This window comes from Marivirga tractuosa, from assembly GCF_042140215.1.
Taxonomy (GTDB): domain Bacteria; phylum Bacteroidota; class Bacteroidia; order Cytophagales; family Cyclobacteriaceae; genus Marivirga; species Marivirga tractuosa_A.
The window spans coordinates 1803179-1819444 of record NZ_CP159478.1 but is presented as its reverse complement, the minus strand read 5'-3'; the positions used below and the strand labels follow the sequence as shown (position 1 = coordinate 1819444).

The following is a 16266-nucleotide window of genomic DNA, read 5'->3' as shown; positions in this document are numbered from 1 at the left end:
TTCTTTTAATTGATTTTTTATTGATTATACCTGCTGTATTTATAGTTTTCCTTATTCAGGAATTCAGTGAATTAGATTTTGATAATCACGCTATTTCAGATCTTACAAATAACTACGGGCTTTTGGCCTTGATCTTAGTTGGAGGAATCTTAATGCCATTTATTGAAGAATTATTATTTCGATTACCCCTTAACTATAAAAGAAACTATCTCTTTAAGTTAGTAGGACGCATAATTGGGAGAGAAAAAGTAAAGAATTTCTGGTTTAAGTACTTTAAAATCTTTTTTTACCTCTTCATCATAGCTTTTGGCTTGGTACATATAACCAATTATAGAGATGAATCTACAGATATTCTGCTATTTTCTCCTTTCCTAGTTTTACCACAAATTATTGGTGGAACTATAATGGCTTATTTAAGAATGAATCTAGGTTTTGCTTGGGGGTTTTTACAACATGCTATCTTTAACACTGCATTAATGCTGATCACATTTTACACAAACTTGGAAGAAAAAGTAACAATTGATAATAATGATTTCAAACTGAAAATAGAAGTCGCTGAAAATAGATTTGGCAAAGAAAAGATAATCAATATCAATAGAGACTTTGATTTCATAACAGAAATCGATATCAAATACGCTAAATTCAATCAAATAGCTAAACAATTAAATTGGGACAGCATAGATTCAAAGCATAATTATAAGCATTACAATATAGATTTCACTATTAAAAATTTAGAAATCAAAAGTGACTCCGTTTTACAAAAGCATTTAATGGAGATAATTGAGGATCAATAATCAGTATCAAGTCCAAAAGTATCCCTTAGTTTACCCAATAAAGGATTCTCTTTTAACATAGCTTCAAATTTATCCTTGGCCGTATATGGTCGATCAGCAGCCTTTTCAATATTGACCTTATGTTGTAATTGAATAGCGTTATTCTGAAATCTATTCCTAATAAATTTTAAGAAATCAGCTCTGATTTTCTCAATTCCGTCTACCTCAATAGGATTTGTCAGCTCAACTGTAATCATCTCATCATCAAGCTTTACGGAGTTTTTCAGCGAATTTTCTGCTACAGGACCAACATCATTTTGTTTTAAAAACTCTAAAATAACTTTATGTAATTCACTCTCATTTAACTCCCTACCTTCGCCTGGTGATGTGTTTTCATCTAGTTCCTGCTTATCTTCTTCCTTTACTGAAGCAGGTTCAGATGCAGTTTGCTCGATTTTCTCTCCTGGTTTTGGAATTGAGGGCGAAGATTTTAAAGGCTTGCTTTGTGTTGCTTTTGCAGCGATCTGATCTGCTAATGATTTTCCTTTAGCATCTCCTTCTGAAGAAATTACTTCTTCCTTTGACTGGTTTAACTCACTTTTTTTTTTAGAACTGCATCATTCTGTTTTGCTAAATCAATGGCACTATTGATTTTAGCTAATTTCATTAAAGAGAGTTCAACAGCAAGTCGCTGGTTTTTACTTGCTTTGTATGATTGATCAGTCTGATTTAATACTTGAAGTCCTGAAAGAATAAATGATGGTGAAACTTCAGCAGCTTGCTTTTTGTATTGTGCTTTAACTTGTTCAGATACTTCTAATAGTTGCAAAGTAGATTCATCTTTACACACTAATAAATCTCTGAAATGAGAAGCTAGTCCATTGATAAAATTATGACCATCAAAGCCATTTTTCAATATTTCGTCAAACAATAATAAAGCCTCAGGTATTTTTTCTTGATTTAGAGCATCAGTTACTTTAAAGTAATAGTCATAATCAAGAATATGTAGATTATCTATAGTCGCCTGATAGGTGATTTTATTATCCGGAGAAAAAGTAACAATCAAATCGAAAATGGAAAGCGCATCACGCAAAGCTCCATCCGCTTTTTGGGCAATTAAATGTAAAGCAGCATCTTCTGCTTCAATTCCTTCCCTATCCGCTATCTCTTTTAAATGATCCGAAATATCAGAAACCTTAATTCTATTGAAATCATAAATCTGACATCTGGATAAAATAGTAGGAATTACTTTATGCTTTTCCGTAGTAGCTAAAATGAAAATAGCATAAGAAGGTGGCTCCTCTAATGTTTTTAAGAAAGCATTAAAAGCAGCATTGGAAAGCATGTGAACCTCATCAATGATATAGACTTTATATTTCCCGTGCTGTGGCGGTACTCTTACTTTATCGATAAGATTTCGTACATCATCCACAGAGTTGTTTGAGGCAGCATCTAGCTCATAGATATTAAGCGAAGATGAACCTTCCATATTATCCACTTCAAAATCGTTGATCAGCCTTGCTAAAATTCTTGCACAAGTGGTTTTACCAACTCCTCTTGGGCCACAAAACAAAAGTGATTGCGCCAAATGATCGTTGTCAATTGCGTTCTTCAAAGTAGTAGTTATATGCTTCTGGCCTACTACTTCATCAAAACCCTTTGGTCTATATTTCCTTGCTGATACAACAAAATTTTCCATTAGCGCAATTTATAAATACCCTTTTGATTTTAAGATATGAATTAAGGAATATTATGATTTTTTTTCAAGATTTTTTAAAGATGGTATCCTCTAAAGAATATCAGCCATAATATTCCACAAAATTCCTAGGCGTTTCATAAAGTGTTAATTTATGAAGGCTAGATCCTTCTTGCAGTTGCTTTACTTTTGGTTCTAATATTTTCCAAAATTCAGCTATAATTATTTCACAGCTTGCCATTTTTCCTTCCAGAAAAGGGACATCCATGTTAAGGTTTTTATGATCCACCTTATCAATTACTTCTGACCTGATTAAGTTACTTAACTTCTTCAAATCTACCACAAATCCTGTATCAGGATCAGGTTCACCTTTCACTGTCACAATCAACTCAAAATTATGGCCATGCCAATTTTCATTAGCGCAAGGACCAAAAACCTCTTCGTTTTTCTCTCTGCTCCAGTTAGGATTAAATAGCTTGTGTGCTGCGTTAAAATGTTCTTTACGATTAACGTAAACCATGTCAATCTTAATTTTTAGGCTGCAAATATACGTTTATTCATTTATAATAAATAGTTTTGCTTAAAGAGCTTAATATAAAAACATACATCTTATGATAATAGTTACTGGAGCCGCTGGATTTATTGCATCAAACCTCATTAAAAAACTCAATTCTGAAGGCTTTAACCACATTATTGCAGTTGATAAATTTGATAATCCCGAAAAAAATAAAAACCTGGAAGACTTAAAAATTCAAGAAAAAGTTGAAAGAGATGTGTTTTTTGATTGGCTTGACAATCAGGATGCAAAGAAAGTAGAGTTTATCTTTCACTTAGGAGCCAGAACAGACACTACTGAATTTGATATAGCACTCTTAACTGAACTTAATACTGATTACAGCAAAAAAATATGGGAGAAATGTATCGAAATGCAAATCCCTTTAGTATATGCCAGTTCTGCGGCCACTTACGGACTTGGAGAATTAGGTTATAATGATGATGAAAGCAAAATCCCTGAATTAAAACCACTTAACCCTTATGGGATTTCTAAAAATGAATTTGATAAATGGGCTCTGCAACAAGAAAAAAAGCCATTTTATTGGGCTGGATTAAAATTTTTCAATGTTTATGGTCCCAGAGAATATCATAAAGGCAGAATGGCCAGTGTGATTCTACATGCTTACAAGCAAATTTCCGAAACTGGAAAAATGAAATTATTCCATTCTCACAATCCTGAATTTAAAGATGGGGAGCAAATGAGAGATTTTGTTTTTGTAGATGATGTGGTGAACGTAATGATTTGGTTGATGCATCACCGAAAAAATTCAGGTATCTACAATCTCGGAAGTGGAAAAGCTCGTACTTTCTTAGATTTAGTGAAAGCCGTTTTCAAGGCAATGGAAAAAAAAGAAGACATCAGTTTTATTGATACACCAGCAGATATCCGAGATAAATATCAATATTTCACAGAAGCAGAAATGGAAAAATTAAAGAAAATAGGCTATCCTTATGATTTCACTGATTTAGAAAGTGGTGTAGATGCTTATATCAAAGAAATGAAACTATAAACAGTTTAATACGATAAAATAACTTATGTAATAACATTTATTTTTTATATTAAACTAAACTTACCAAACCATAATAATATGTTTGAACAATTAGACCCAGAATTATTAGAGAAAATACAAACCTACGGGTTAGAAATTGGAATCAGTTTAATTAAAGTGATTCTGATATTTATAGTAGGGAGAATTATTATCAGTTATATCATGAAAGGTTTGAGTAAAGCCTTTAAAAAATCAAATTTAGAAGTTTCACTCGTTGCCTTTTTAAGTTCCTTTTTCCGTTTTGTCCTTTACATCGCTTTAGTATTAGTGATTGCGCAAAGCATCAACATTAAAATTGCTGCATTGTTAGGTGTATTAGGTGCTGCAGGTTTGGCAATAGGTCTTGCGCTTCAAGGTAGTCTATCCAACTTTGCTGGAGGAATTTTGATATTAGTGACTAAACCCTTTAAAGTGGATGATATTATTGAAGCCCAAGGATATTTTGGAGTAGTAGAGAAAATTGATATTCTTCATACTCATATCAGAACCTTTGACAATCAACTGATTGTGATGCCAAATGGTGGATTAGCCAATTCAAGTGTTACTAATACTACAGCAAAAGATACAAGAAGAGCTGAATTAAAAGTAGGTGTGGCCTATGGCTCGGATATTAGCAAGGTTAGAGAAATCATATTAGATGTTTTATCAAGAGATGAAAGAATTCATGCTGACCCAGCTCCTGTTGTGAAATTCACTAATTTTGGAGATAGCTCTCTAGATTTAAGTGTGAGAGTTTGGACAAACACTGATAATCTATGGCCTGTATATTGGGATAATATGGAAGCAATCAATAATGAATTTGTCAAGCAGAATATTGAAGTTCCATTTCCACAAAGAGATATTCACATGAGAACCAAATAAATAATTTGCTCATAAATATTCTACTTTTAGCCTTCGAATTACTCGAGGGCTTTTTTATTGAAAAAAATTAAAAAAAATTAACCATAAAAAGGATAAATGCCGTTCTTGATGGAGATTATATAAAAATATATTTGTGAAGAAAACTATCTTAGTAAAATTGAAGGCACCTATTTTGGTCATGCTTCTTATTTGTAGTCATGCTGGCTACTCTCAGAATTTTGTGAAAAAGTATTTCAATAATCTAATCAACGATACAAGCGATATATCCAAACCTCAATTTTTGATTTATCCTACTGTAGCTTATGCGCCAGAAACCAGCTGGGAATTTGGTTTAAGCTCGTTATTGGTATTTTACTCCAAACAAGACACCTTAAACCGCTTAAGTGAAATAAATGGATTTACCTTTTTCACATTAGAGAATCAATATGGGCTATGGTTTGATCATGCCATTTACTCTGATGAAGACAAGTGGTTTTTTCTAGGCAGATTAAGATTTCAAAGTTTTCCTTTGTTTTACCATGGTATTGGGAATAATAGCCCAGAAGACTACATAGCTAGAGTAGATGCCAATCAAATATTTATAAAAGAGAGAATTTTAAGAAAAATTAAGAAAGACCTATTTGTGGGTTTGGAAATGGATTACCAGCGTTTGAGTTCTGTAAATTTTGTTCCTTCAGAAGGCCATACTATACAAGAATTGCCAAGAGGCAATCAAGGATCATCTAATTTAGGATTTGGAGTAGGCTTAGTGCATGATAACAGACACAATGTATTAAATGTCCGAAAGGGCTTGTTCTCAGAATTGGCTTTATTGCACTATAACCAAAGCTGGGGCAGTTCATATGATTTTACATCCGTCTTGTCAGATACCAGAATTTACAGACCTGTCGGAGAAAACAATGTATTCGCAGCACAGCTATTAGGACAATTCAACTCGGGAGATGTTCCTTTTAATCAATTGGCACTTATGGGTGGGGAAAGCATTATGAGAGGCTACTATTATGGGAGATATAGAGATCGAAATCAATTGGCAGCTCAATTTGAATATCGCTTTCTCCCAATTCCTTTCGGTTTTACTGACAGAATTGGAGCAGCAGTTTTTGCTGGAGCGGGTAAAGTATTTCCTGATTTAAATAATTTTGATATATCCAATGTAGTTGTTTCAGGAGGGGCAGGCTTAAGATTTCTGCTTTTCCCTAAAAAAGACATTTACACCAGATTTGATGTAGCTTTCACACAAGAAGGACCAGGATTCTATCTATTTATTGGAGAAGCTTTTTGATTTTACATCTCTAAAGATAAAGTAGAAAAAAATGCTAAAACAATCCCGAAAACAATAGGATTTTTTCCGTAGGGTGTTGTTTTTCAATTAATAAGCTTCTATCTTTGTGTCCCTTTTAGCAGGTAGTTCGCCCGATCATAAACGTTCACTATCTGTAAAAAGCTAATTAATAAGGAGTTAAGAACTAACAAAAAGAAAAAAATAGTGGATACGCTTAGTTACAAAACCATCTCGGCAAACAAAGCCACAGTTGAAAAAGACTGGGTTGTAGTAGATGCTGCAGGAAAAGTATTAGGTAGATTTGCCAGCGATGTTGCCAAAATTCTTCGTGGTAAAAATAAACCAAGTTTTACGCCTAATGTGGACTGTGGTGATAACGTTATCGTTATCAATGCAGACAAAATCCTTATGACTGGAAAGAAATGGGATGATAGAACGTACCAGACTTACACAGGATATCCTGGTGGTCAGCGAGAAATCACCCCTCGTCAGTTAAAAGCAAAATCTTCTACTTTATTAGTAGAAAGAGCTATAAGAGGCATGTTGCCGAAAAACAGATTGGGCAGAGACCTATTCAGAAACCTTTATGTATATGAAGGTGAAGAACACGGTCATGAAGCACAAAAACCTAAAGTTAAAGAAATCTAAAAAATCAATAGATGGAAATTATAAACACCATTGGTAGAAGAAAAACATCTGTTGCTAGATTGTATATGCAGTCAGGCAAAGGTGCAATTACCGTTAACACAAAGGATATAAAAGATTATTTCCCAACAGAAATTCTTCAAGCAATCGTTAACCAACCATTTGCAACAACAAAAACTGAAGGTTCTTTCGACCTAAAAGTAAATGTTGATGGCGGTGGCGTTGCGGGTCAAGCAGAAGCTGTACGTTTAGCAATTGCTAGAGCACTTTGTGAACTTGATCCTGAGCACAGACCAGCATTGAAAGCAGAAGGATTCCTTACTAGAGACCCTAGAATGGTTGAACGTAAGAAATACGGAAGAAGAAAGGCGAGAAGAGCATTCCAGTTCTCGAAACGTTAATTTTTACAAACAATATAAATATAAACACTTATGGCTAAGCTTGAGTACAACGACTTACTTGAAGCTGGTGTCCATTTCGGACACTTAACAAGAAAGTGGGATCCAAAAATGGCTCCTTACATTTTCATGGAGCGTAATGGCATCCACATCATTGACTTAAATAAAACATTGGCTGCTTTAGATGAAGCATGTCAAGCTATCAAGAACCATGTTCGTTCTGGAAAAAAAGTTTTATTTGTTGCTACAAAAAAACAAGCACAAGATATTGTGATGGAAGAGGCAAAAAGATTAAATATGCCTTATGTAGTAGATAGATGGCAAGATGGAATGATGACCAACTTTGCAACTATCAGAAAGTCATTAAAAAAATTGGCTAACATCGATAAGATGCAAAAAGAAGAATCATATCTTAATCTTGCAAAAAGAGAAAGATTGATGATTCAAAGAGAGAAAGAAAAAATGGAGAGAGTTTTAGGCGGTATTGCTGACTTGAACAGACTTCCATCTGCACTTTTTGTTATCGATATTAAAAGAGAGCACATCGCAATCAAAGAAGCTCAGAAATTAAATATCCCTGTTTTTGCTATGGTGGATACTAACTCTGACCCAACTCAGGTTGATTATCCAATTCCAGCTAATGATGATGCTTGGAAATCAATCAGCTTAATCTTGAAATCATTCGGAAAAGCAATTGAAGAAGGTTTAATGGAAAGAAAAGCTGAGAAAGATGATGCTAAAATGAAACAAGCAGAAGAAGAGAAAAAAGCAGTAGATACAAAAGAAGAATCTAAAAAAGCTGAATCTTCAGAAAAATCTGCTGAATAAAACTTCAAATGAACAATATTGAATAAATATGCAATTGAACATCGAACTCGTTTTGGTGTTCAATTTTTTATTCTAACCCATTCTAACATATAATATTAAAACTAAAATCAATTAAGCATGGCTATTACAGCACAAGAAGTAAAAAAGCTTAGAGAAATAACAGGTGCCGGCATGATGGATTGCAAAAAGGCATTAACTGAAGCTGATGGTGATTTCGACAAAGCCATTGAATTCTTAAGAAAAAAAGGACAGAAATTATCTGAAAAAAGAGCAGATAGAGAAACTACTGAGGGTAATGTATTCATCAAAACAAATGAGGATGAAACTCAAGCTTTCTTAATTTCTTTAACTTGTGAAACTGACTTCGTTTCTAAAAATGAAGACTTCCAGAAGTTTGGTGAAGAAATCATTGGTAAAGTTGCTGCTGAAAAACCAGCTGATATGGATGCTTTAAAAGCCATCCCTTACGAAGACATTACTATTGGCGAGAAAGTGATCGAAATGGTAGGGAAAATCGGTGAAAAAATCGAAATCAGCCATTATGAAACTTTAACTGGCGAAAAAGTAGTTTCTTATGTTCATGCTGGAGCTAAATTAGGTGTATTAGTAGCCTTGAAAAACACTGGTGGTGTTGATGTGAAAGATGCAGGTAGAGATGTAGCCATGCAAATTGCTGCCATGAACCCTGTTGCTGTTGATAAAGATGGTGTTGATGCTTCTGTTATCGAAAAAGAAATCGAAATAGGAAAAGAAACTGCTCGTCAGGAAGGCAAGCCGGAAGAAATGTTGGAAAAAATTGCTACTGGTAAATTAAACAAGTTCTTCAAAGAGCACACTTTATTACCGCAAGCTTTCGTAAAAGATAACAAAACTTCTATTTCTCAATACTTAGATTCAGTTAACAAAGGAATGACGGTTACTGAATTTAAGAGAGTAGCGATTGGATAATATAAATTCTTGAATCTAGATTTAAGAATCAAATCAATATTGAAAGCCTTTGGATATTTAATCCAAAGGCTTTTTTGTTTTAAATAAAAAAGATAATTTTCGCTATACCAATCATTGATATTACAACTTATGAAGAAAATAAATTATTTAGTATTCATTTTTTTCTGCACATCAATATTTTCATATGCGCAAGAGGAAAGTAGTTTCGATAGCATTTATTATTATATGGAAAACAAGGAATATGATGAAGCACTAGTTCAAATTAATTACAACCTAAATAATAGTAATGAAATTTCAATACATGATATAAATACACTTCTATTTAATAAAGGATTTATTTTTGAAATGCAAGACAAATTAGATTCAGCTATATGGTGTTATGAAGAAGTAATTGCAAGTGACTCTATGCATATACCTAGCCTAAATTCATTAGGTATGCTTTACGGAGATTTTGAATTATATAATGAAGCTTATAGCATTTTTTACAACTTGATTGAAATTGACTCAAATCTTATTGTTCCCTATTCTAATATAGTTTATTATAAAGGATTAGAGGGTAATTATGAGGATGCAATACAAATTGCAAATGAAGCACTTTTATTAGACACAGATACCATCACAACTGCTTTATTATTAAACAACCTTTCATTTGCTCAATACAATTTAGGTTTATTAAAACAAGCCTTTAAATCAGCAACAAAGTCCTTAAAGTTACTTGATAAGAATGCATATGCGTATCGAAACTTAGGATTAATCCTACTCGCTCAAAAGAAAAATGAAAAAGCGTGTGAAAAATTCAATATTTCATTTGAGTTAGGTGGGACTGAAGATATAAATTTCCTAATTGACGAGAATTGTAACAACTAAACATAAATGAAACTATTCAAGTAAATCAATTATAATCTCTTCCGGAATAGTCCTCAAATCCTCCTCATTATCGATATCGGTCAACTCCTCCAATAAAAAATATTGAAGATTCAGTTTATTGAAATCTTGAATGGTATCGGGAGCCACACTTTCTGTACTCCATTCTTTATTTTTAAAAAGCTCCTGATGCAATTTATTCATGCCCAATAAATAGTATCCTCCATCATTGCTCGGCCCTAAAACAGCATCTTTACTTTCCAATGATTTAAAAGCCTGCTCAATGACTTTTTCGCCTAAAGCATAGCAATCGCTTCCAATAATGCATACTGACTCATAGCCTTTATCAATAGCTTCCTCAAAGGCACTTTGCATTTTAATTCCTAAATCAGGGTTTTGGTTTTGTAGCTGTTTGTAGAAAGATGATTCACTTGACCAAAAATCATTATCATCGATAAATGAAGAATAATAAATCGCTTTATCAGCATCTACTTTCTCAGCCACATCTTTAGTCCTTTTCAGCATATTTCTATAGAAATTTAATGCTTTTTCATCTCCTATAGTAGCTGCTAACCGGGTTTTACATTTCCCCAGTTCGGGATTTTTGACGAAAATAATTAACAACCTCTTTTTATTCATAAACCTTAATTCCTTTTCCTTCTTCCAACCATTTACTCCAACGCTTATTGTAAGTATGCACGCTATCCGTAACTTCTCCTTCCTGATTTACCACATCCAAATCTTCATTTTTCCATTGAAATATTCCTCCGTAAATATTACTTACATTTTCAAAACCTGCTTCCTGTAGCTTCTCCCCTATTTTTTCACTTCTATACCCAACAGAGCAATAAACAATTATTTCTTTATCCTTTGGAATAACTTCCAATTGTGAGACATCAAAATGATCATAGCCCACAAATTTTGCATTTGGCAAATGACTTACACTATATTCTTTTGCAGAACGTGTATCTAAAATAACAACATCTTCTCTATTGAGCTTTTCTTTTACTTCCTGTGGCTGAATCAGTGAAACAGTATTTTTATAAAGGGATTGAAGCTTTTGGTCGTAAGTCTGCTGACCACAAGCCACTAAAGATTGTAGAAATGATAATAACATGATATTGAGCCAGATTTTATGCATAAAGTCTTATATTGTTTTTTATTCTTTGCATTACTTCAAATACGATGAAAACCACCAATAAGATGTATTCAACTGCAACTATACCTAAATATTCTTGATAACCAGTTTGAGCATATCCCCAATAGGTAAAGAAAATCATAAAACTCCATAAAATAGGAAATTTGTAATCACTTAATATTCCCAATACTAAAATTGGTAAAACATACCAGGGATGAACTGTGGTGGCAAAAAGGAAATAAATCATATAAGTCCATAGCATTCTTTCAGGCAATTTCATCTTTGAGGAAGCCAGAATATTGAATAGCACCATTCCAGAAAATGCTAGAATTCCCATCAGGGGGCCAGCTGTTGCTATAATATTATAACCCTTAACTGCAAAACCAATTTCTCTGATCAAATAATACAGACTTGCATTGAATTCAAAGCTCTGAAAATATAAAGAAGTACTTGTAGCAATCCCTTTTAGCGCATCAGAAAATAAAAAAGGTAGAAAACTGAAGACTGCCACTAAATAAGCTATTAAAATAAACTTTATGTATTGTTTCAAATTCAGTTTTCTAAAATAGCTTGCTAATAATATAAGTGGGACAAGTTTGAAACTGACAGCCAGGCCCACCGCTATTGCACTGTTATTAGTTCTCCTTTTTTCAAATTCATAAACACCCCAGACCAGAAAGAAAATCACAAAAGCTTCAAAATGAAGATTTCCACTCAATTCTAAAATCACTAAAGGATTGAAAGCATAGAAAAGCAAGGATTTTGGGTTTTTCCCATATTGCCTCAAAACTTCAGGGAGCAAAAATAATGTCCCAACTTCAGCCAAAATGATAAATAATCGAATTGTAATAATGCCTAAAGTCGTATTTTCGAAAACTGCTCCAATAGCAAAAATCAATTGGTTAAGTGGTGGATAAATGCTGTAGTAATTTGGTGAATTGAGTTGAGAGAATAACTCTGGACTTAGAAATTTCTCTTTAGCAACCTCAGAGGGTAAAAAAGCATAGGCATCTATTCCTTCCCACCATAATTTTCCATCCCAAAGAAAACGGTAAACATCTTCAGATAAATTAGGAGTTAAAAGCAGTAAGAGCAATCTGAAAAGTATTCCAAAAGTGATTATTTCCTTAAGGGAAAAATCCTTTTTCTGAAAACCCAAAAACAAATAAAGCGCAAAAAGGGCTACAAATTGCCCTAGGAGCAATATACTTTCAAACCGGAAAGTAAAATAGCTGATACTAATGAGTAATATACCCATCAGCAGCAAAGCCATATACTTTCCTGTAGACTTCAATTTATTTGAGTTGTGGTTTAACCGAATGATAGAAAACCATTAAAAACCCCAGCATCAACATCAAATGGAATATTATCAAACCATAATCTCCCAAGCTAATTCCTAAAAAAATTGCAAAGGCAAAATATAAAGCTAAAAATATTTCTAAGACACTTAACCAGCTAAACTGTAATTTGATGTATTGATTATCCTTCCAGCTTTTGTTTTTATCTGAAATATTGAACTTTGGTGTTCTAATAAACGCAGATTTAAATCCCAACAAGCCTTCCGCCACAGCTAAAGCATTATGCAAAGACAATCCCATGGATACCGTAATAAATAGTGGAAAGGTTTTAAAGAAATATTTACCATGCTTTATTCCCTTCATTAAATGTTTATTAGCAACCCAGTAGAAAATAGCAATGGAGAAAAAGCCTAAAAGGAATACACTTCCAACTTGGAACAGTAGCGCCAACTCTGGATGAATACTTTTAATCCAAAGCATAGGCACGCTAAGTACAGCCGTTATCAAAATAGCAATGAAGATTGAGCTATTGAATAAATGGAAAAATGCATGCAGCTTATTAGAAAACTTAATGGGTGATTTCAACACATTCAAAAAGTTCTTTCTTGCCGTTTCTGCTCCACCTTTGTTCCATCTGAATTGTTGAGATTTTATAGCAGGCATGATAATCGGCAATTCAGCAGGAGATTCTACATCTTCTTTATACAAAAATTCCCAGCCCTTTAACTGTGAACGATAGCTTAAGTCCAAATCTTCTGTTAAGGTATCAGCTGACCACCCTCCTGCATCTATTATAGTTTCCTTACGCCAAACACCACCAGTTCCATTAAAATTAATAAAAGAACCAGCCGTATTTCTACCGACTTGTTCTACTGTGAAATGCGCATCCAGACCGAAAGCTTGCAATCGGGTCAAGAGCGAGTAATCCTTATTGACATGACCCCATCTGGTTTGCACTACTCCTACTTTTTCATTTTGGAAATGAGGAATAGTAACTTTCAAAAAGTGCGCTTGGGGAAGAAAATCAGCATCAAAAATAGCGATGAATTCAGCATCCGTTAATTCCATACCATATTTCAAGGCTCCTGCTTTAAAATCGACTCTTTCAGGTCTTCTAATAAGCTGAATATTTTTACCTTTTAATTGCCAATACTGTGTTTTGGCTTCCAATATTTCAGTAGTTTCATCTGTAGAATCATCCAATAATTGAATCTCAAGCAACTCATTTGGATAATCCAACTCACAGACTGCATCTACTAATCTATTCACCACATATTTTTCATTAAAAATGGGCAATTGCACACAAACCTTAGGGTAATCACCTTTCATTTCTGGTGTTTGCACAGCATTCTTTTTCTGCTTTTTCTTAGCTTTCAAATAATGAAAAGTAAGATGCAGCTGTCCTAAGCTAAAAAAGAATATGAACAATAAGCTGAGTCCGTAAAGTACAATAATAAACCACTCCCAAGTCATGCTCATAAATATTTAAAAATCGTATATAAAATTTTATATCCGGCCATCACAGTTCCGTACACTGTGCCTGAAACCTTAGATTTTCCAATTCGGTTCCTGTAAGCCATAGGTACTTCCGTGCATTTCATTTTCATTTTGGCTGCTTTCACTTGCATCTCCACAGTCCAGCCAAAAGTTTTATCCTGCATATTAATCTCCATCAGCTTTTCCCAACGGATAGCCCTAAAAGGACCTAAATCAGTAAATTGATAACCATAAAAAAGTCTGATCAGCCTTGTAGCTAACCAATTCCCGAAAACCTGAGGGAAAGTCATGCTCCCTCCTTCTCTTTCTCCTAAAGCCCTTGAGCCAATTACCATATCCATTTTTTCTTCCAGAATTGGCTTTACCAACTCGGGCAATTGTTCAGGATAATCGGAATAATCAGCATCCAAAAAGACAATAACATCAGGGTTTTCATCTTTTGATTTTACATATTCAATTCCCTTCAAACAAGCATTTCCATACCCTTTTATGGGTTGATCCAAAACCAATGCCCCTTCCTGCTCAGCAGCTTCTCTGGTTTTGTCGGTGGAATTATTATTAACCACCACAATTTCCTTCACCCAATCTTTGGGAATAGCACTCACTACCTTACCAACGGCATTCTCCTCATTAAATGCAGGAATGATGACAATTATTTTTGAATCCATTTGTTTTATTAGACTGCAAAAGTACGAATTCGCTATTTTAAATAGAGCCTATTAGGCAATTACATGAGAAAATTTTGTAGCTATCTGATATTCAGTACCAAATAAATGGCATTTGTAAAATTAATTATTTGATTCAGGATAATATGTCTTAGTATAGACAAAATTCATAATTATCCTGCTTCTATTGTTATTTTAATGGATTTCCCCTATCGCTAGCGTCTGATGGAGATGGCTACTGGTATCTTAAGCAAGAGTATATAATCATTAAACCTAAAACTATCAAGCACTTACTCTCCTGTTTGGGTGTTTTCACCCAAACTTTAACACTGAATCTTCCCAGAAGTCTCACAGAAGCTTGAAGGTGAAAACACCTTCAAGGAGGAGTGGATTTAAAGAAATTAGTAAAGGATTAAATTATATATAGCTGAGTAGCTATGAAAATTAACCAAAACCTAAGAATGACTAATTTCATTAAAACAGCAAATATGTCAGACTAGATTCTTGAACAGTGTCAATATGTCTTAATTGAGCAAACATTTTCCATTGGAACATGTTTTGATGTCAATACATTGATTATTAAAATTAAGGAAGTATGAACTTACTCAAAAATAAAGACGTATTAAGAAACTTATTATTTCAAGGTGACCAATTGAACACTTTGGCTGGAGGCGTTGCACAAGTTGATTTTAAGATTGAAAATCAAAACGATGGTTTTTTGATAGTAGTGAATGCTCCGGGTATTGAGGCTGAACAACTTAAGGTTATTTCAGACCAAAACTCTTTACAGGTATTTGCTACCATAAATCATCCTGCTGAAAATCAAGGTGTAATGATTCCACTTTTTTATAGAAAGGTAAAATTACCAGTATTTGCAGACACAAATGAAGTAGATGCTGTTCATCATGATAATAGATTGGAGATATTTGTTCCAATAGGAAAAAATAGCGCAAGCAGCAAAAAAGAAATTAATATCAAACAAATATAAACCTGCGTGTAGATAAGCTTATCTGCATTGAATTTCAACTTCATAAATCCTCATCTTAACAAATAATGTGATGAGGATTTTTTATTTTAAGTATTTACATTGATAGCAATACTAATATTAACCAGAGAATCAATTAGTATTGTTGAAGGGGAGTTCCTAAAGAAATAGCTTTAAAATCTTTATCATGGTGATAAAGGTAAACATCAGCATTTATAGCATAGGCAGCAATTAAACAATCAAAACTTTTTCTTACCGTTATTCCTGCTTTTCTTAAATTAAAATATATCTCAGCAGCTTCTTGCGAAATTAAAAATGGATCAATTTCAAGTTTGACCAATCCATTTAATAAGTCCTTTAATCTATTAAAATCCTTTTTGTGTTTTACGCCCTGCAGAATTTCTTGATAAACTGGAGGACAAATACATACTTTATCTTCTTTGAGTAACTCAAGCACCTTATTTTTGATTTCCAAATCAGTACCACTAAGAAAAATAATCCAAATGCTAGTGTCAATTAGTATCATTTCAATCCGCTCTCATTTCATCCAAATCACCCTCCCAAGTTACTTTACCTGCCAAAGCAGCTAATTCATCTCTCTTAATTTTTTTTAGATAATTTTCTAATGCCTTTTGAACTGCAGCTTTTTTAGTCCTGATTTTTCCCCTTTGCATAATCTCATCAATCAAACCTGTCTCAATTTCAATATTAGTTCTCATCCTTTTGACTTTTTTTTACACAAAAATAACGATTTTTATACACAAATAATTCAACTTTTCCATTG

Annotated in this window: 20 protein-coding genes; 10 read left to right on the top strand and 10 right to left on the bottom strand. The window is 33.5% G+C overall.

The genetic code is table 11. From position 1 onward, the window contains the following. The first annotated feature begins 20 nt into the window (after positions 1-20). Positions 21-794 carry a type II CAAX prenyl endopeptidase Rce1 family protein gene (locus ABWH96_RS08345; RefSeq protein ID WP_375581006.1) on the top strand — a complete coding sequence of 258 codons (774 nt, stop codon included), beginning with the start codon at positions 21-23 and terminating at the stop codon, positions 792-794. Here ABWH96_RS08345 and ABWH96_RS08340 read toward each other — a convergent pair. From ABWH96_RS08340 to ABWH96_RS08330, 3 genes are all read right to left on the bottom strand, one after another. Beyond that, a complete protein-coding gene (locus ABWH96_RS08340; protein ID WP_375581005.1) occupies positions 788-1030 on the bottom strand; it encodes a hypothetical protein in 243 nt (80 codons plus the stop codon). The genes ABWH96_RS08345 and ABWH96_RS08340 overlap by 7 nt on opposite strands. A 332-nt stretch (positions 1031-1362) precedes the next feature. After that, a complete protein-coding gene (gene dnaX, locus ABWH96_RS08335) occupies positions 1363-2472 on the bottom strand; it encodes a DNA polymerase III subunit gamma/tau (RefSeq protein WP_375581004.1) in 1110 nt (369 codons plus the stop codon). Positions 2473-2572: 100 nt separating this feature from the next. Further along, positions 2573-2989, bottom strand: coding sequence for a 6-pyruvoyl tetrahydropterin synthase family protein (locus ABWH96_RS08330; RefSeq protein WP_375581003.1), 417 nt, complete (start codon positions 2987-2989; stop codon positions 2573-2575). Positions 2990-3080: 91 nt separating this feature from the next. Between ABWH96_RS08330 and rfaD the strand changes: the two genes are divergently transcribed. The 8 genes from rfaD (at position 3081) to ABWH96_RS08290 (ending at position 9902) form a co-directional block, all read left to right on the top strand. Beyond that, entirely contained in the window at positions 3081-4034 is a 954-nt protein-coding gene (rfaD, locus tag ABWH96_RS08325; protein ID WP_375581002.1) for an ADP-glyceromanno-heptose 6-epimerase, read from the top strand. 78 nt (positions 4035-4112) lie between these two features. Continuing rightward, positions 4113-4934: a mechanosensitive ion channel family protein gene (locus tag ABWH96_RS08320; RefSeq protein ID WP_375581001.1), complete on the top strand. Its 822-nt coding sequence runs from the start codon at positions 4113-4115 to the stop codon at positions 4932-4934. A 178-nt stretch (positions 4935-5112) separates the two neighbouring features. Further along, positions 5113-6216, top strand: coding sequence for a BamA/TamA family outer membrane protein (locus tag ABWH96_RS08315; protein WP_375581474.1), 1104 nt, complete (start codon positions 5113-5115; stop codon positions 6214-6216). A gap of 204 nt (positions 6217-6420) precedes the next feature. Continuing rightward, positions 6421-6864, top strand: coding sequence for a 50S ribosomal protein L13 (gene rplM / locus ABWH96_RS08310; protein ID WP_375581000.1), 444 nt, complete (start codon positions 6421-6423; stop codon positions 6862-6864). 11 nt (positions 6865-6875) lie between these two features. Next, positions 6876-7262: a 30S ribosomal protein S9 gene (rpsI, locus tag ABWH96_RS08305; protein WP_308351361.1), complete on the top strand. Its 387-nt coding sequence runs from the start codon at positions 6876-6878 to the stop codon at positions 7260-7262. Positions 7263-7292: 30 nt separating this feature from the next. Further along, entirely contained in the window at positions 7293-8087 is a 795-nt protein-coding gene (gene rpsB / locus ABWH96_RS08300) for a 30S ribosomal protein S2 (RefSeq protein ID WP_375580999.1), read from the top strand. Positions 8088-8204: 117 nt separating this feature from the next. Continuing rightward, the gene (gene tsf, locus ABWH96_RS08295) at positions 8205-9035 is read left to right on the top strand and encodes a translation elongation factor Ts (protein WP_375580998.1); all 831 of its coding nucleotides are present in this window, start codon (positions 8205-8207) and stop codon (positions 9033-9035) included. 129 nt (positions 9036-9164) lie between these two features. Beyond that, entirely contained in the window at positions 9165-9902 is a 738-nt protein-coding gene (locus tag ABWH96_RS08290; protein WP_375580997.1) for a tetratricopeptide repeat protein, read from the top strand. 12 nt (positions 9903-9914) lie between these two features. Here ABWH96_RS08290 and ABWH96_RS08285 read toward each other — a convergent pair whose 3' ends face one another. From ABWH96_RS08285 to ABWH96_RS08265, 5 genes are read right to left on the bottom strand one after another with little or no spacing between them, the layout of a single operon-like run. Continuing rightward, positions 9915-10538 carry a TIGR04282 family arsenosugar biosynthesis glycosyltransferase gene (locus ABWH96_RS08285; RefSeq protein ID WP_375580996.1) on the bottom strand — a complete coding sequence of 208 codons (624 nt, stop codon included), beginning with the start codon at positions 10536-10538 and terminating at the stop codon, positions 9915-9917. Further along, the gene (locus tag ABWH96_RS08280) at positions 10531-11040 is read right to left on the bottom strand and encodes a rhodanese-like domain-containing protein (RefSeq protein WP_375580995.1); all 510 of its coding nucleotides are present in this window, start codon (positions 11038-11040) and stop codon (positions 10531-10533) included. The genes ABWH96_RS08285 and ABWH96_RS08280 overlap by 8 nt, the downstream gene beginning before the upstream one ends. After that, positions 11033-12331 carry a hypothetical protein gene (locus ABWH96_RS08275; RefSeq protein WP_375580994.1) on the bottom strand — a complete coding sequence of 433 codons (1299 nt, stop codon included), beginning with the start codon at positions 12329-12331 and terminating at the stop codon, positions 11033-11035. Before ABWH96_RS08275 ends, ABWH96_RS08280 begins: the two co-directional genes overlap by 8 nt. A gap of 1 nt (position 12332) precedes the next feature. After that, entirely contained in the window at positions 12333-13808 is a 1476-nt protein-coding gene (locus ABWH96_RS08270; RefSeq protein WP_375581473.1) for a cellulose synthase family protein, read from the bottom strand. Positions 13809-13810: 2 nt separating this feature from the next. Next, positions 13811-14500 carry a glycosyltransferase family 2 protein gene (locus ABWH96_RS08265; RefSeq protein WP_375580993.1) on the bottom strand — a complete coding sequence of 230 codons (690 nt, stop codon included), beginning with the start codon at positions 14498-14500 and terminating at the stop codon, positions 13811-13813. Positions 14501-15092: 592 nt separating this feature from the next. Here ABWH96_RS08265 and ABWH96_RS08260 point away from each other — a divergent pair. Continuing rightward, positions 15093-15485, top strand: a complete 393-nt coding sequence (locus tag ABWH96_RS08260; protein WP_375580992.1) for an Hsp20/alpha crystallin family protein — start codon at positions 15093-15095, stop codon at positions 15483-15485. A gap of 133 nt (positions 15486-15618) precedes the next feature. Here the strand turns inward: ABWH96_RS08260 and ABWH96_RS08255 are convergent, their stop codons facing one another. Further along, positions 15619-15957: a PIN domain-containing protein gene (locus ABWH96_RS08255; protein ID WP_375580991.1), complete on the bottom strand. Its 339-nt coding sequence runs from the start codon at positions 15955-15957 to the stop codon at positions 15619-15621. 52 nt (positions 15958-16009) lie between these two features. Continuing rightward, positions 16010-16201, bottom strand: coding sequence for a type II toxin-antitoxin system VapB family antitoxin (locus tag ABWH96_RS08250; protein ID WP_375580990.1), 192 nt, complete (start codon positions 16199-16201; stop codon positions 16010-16012). Positions 16202-16266: the final 65 nt, after the last annotated feature.

Coding starts and splice junctions, on each gene's coding strand:
- ABWH96_RS08330 (WP_375581003.1), bottom strand. CDS start 2,989: ATGGTTTACGTTAATCGTAAAGAACATTTTAACGCAGCACACAAGCTA.
- ABWH96_RS08315 (WP_375581474.1), top strand. CDS start 5,113: ATGCTTCTTATTTGTAGTCATGCTGGCTACTCTCAGAATTTTGTGAAA.
- rfaD (WP_375581002.1), top strand. CDS start 3,081: ATGATAATAGTTACTGGAGCCGCTGGATTTATTGCATCAAACCTCATT.
- ABWH96_RS08280 (WP_375580995.1), bottom strand. CDS start 11,040: ATGCATAAAATCTGGCTCAATATCATGTTATTATCATTTCTACAATCT.
- ABWH96_RS08285 (WP_375580996.1), bottom strand. CDS start 10,538: ATGAATAAAAAGAGGTTGTTAATTATTTTCGTCAAAAATCCCGAACTG.
- dnaX (WP_375581004.1), bottom strand. CDS start 2,472: ATGGAAAATTTTGTTGTATCAGCAAGGAAATATAGACCAAAGGGTTTT.
- rpsB (WP_375580999.1), top strand. CDS start 7,293: ATGGCTAAGCTTGAGTACAACGACTTACTTGAAGCTGGTGTCCATTTC.
- ABWH96_RS08270 (WP_375581473.1), bottom strand. CDS start 13,808: ATGACTTGGGAGTGGTTTATTATTGTACTTTACGGACTCAGCTTATTG.
- ABWH96_RS08340 (WP_375581005.1), bottom strand. CDS start 1,030: ATGATTACAGTTGAGCTGACAAATCCTATTGAGGTAGACGGAATTGAG.
- tsf (WP_375580998.1), top strand. CDS start 8,205: ATGGCTATTACAGCACAAGAAGTAAAAAAGCTTAGAGAAATAACAGGT.
- ABWH96_RS08290 (WP_375580997.1), top strand. CDS start 9,165: ATGAAGAAAATAAATTATTTAGTATTCATTTTTTTCTGCACATCAATA.
- ABWH96_RS08260 (WP_375580992.1), top strand. CDS start 15,093: ATGAACTTACTCAAAAATAAAGACGTATTAAGAAACTTATTATTTCAA.
- rpsI (WP_308351361.1), top strand. CDS start 6,876: ATGGAAATTATAAACACCATTGGTAGAAGAAAAACATCTGTTGCTAGA.
- ABWH96_RS08320 (WP_375581001.1), top strand. CDS start 4,113: ATGTTTGAACAATTAGACCCAGAATTATTAGAGAAAATACAAACCTAC.
- ABWH96_RS08250 (WP_375580990.1), bottom strand. CDS start 16,201: ATGAGAACTAATATTGAAATTGAGACAGGTTTGATTGATGAGATTATG.
- ABWH96_RS08265 (WP_375580993.1), bottom strand. CDS start 14,500: ATGGATTCAAAAATAATTGTCATCATTCCTGCATTTAATGAGGAGAAT.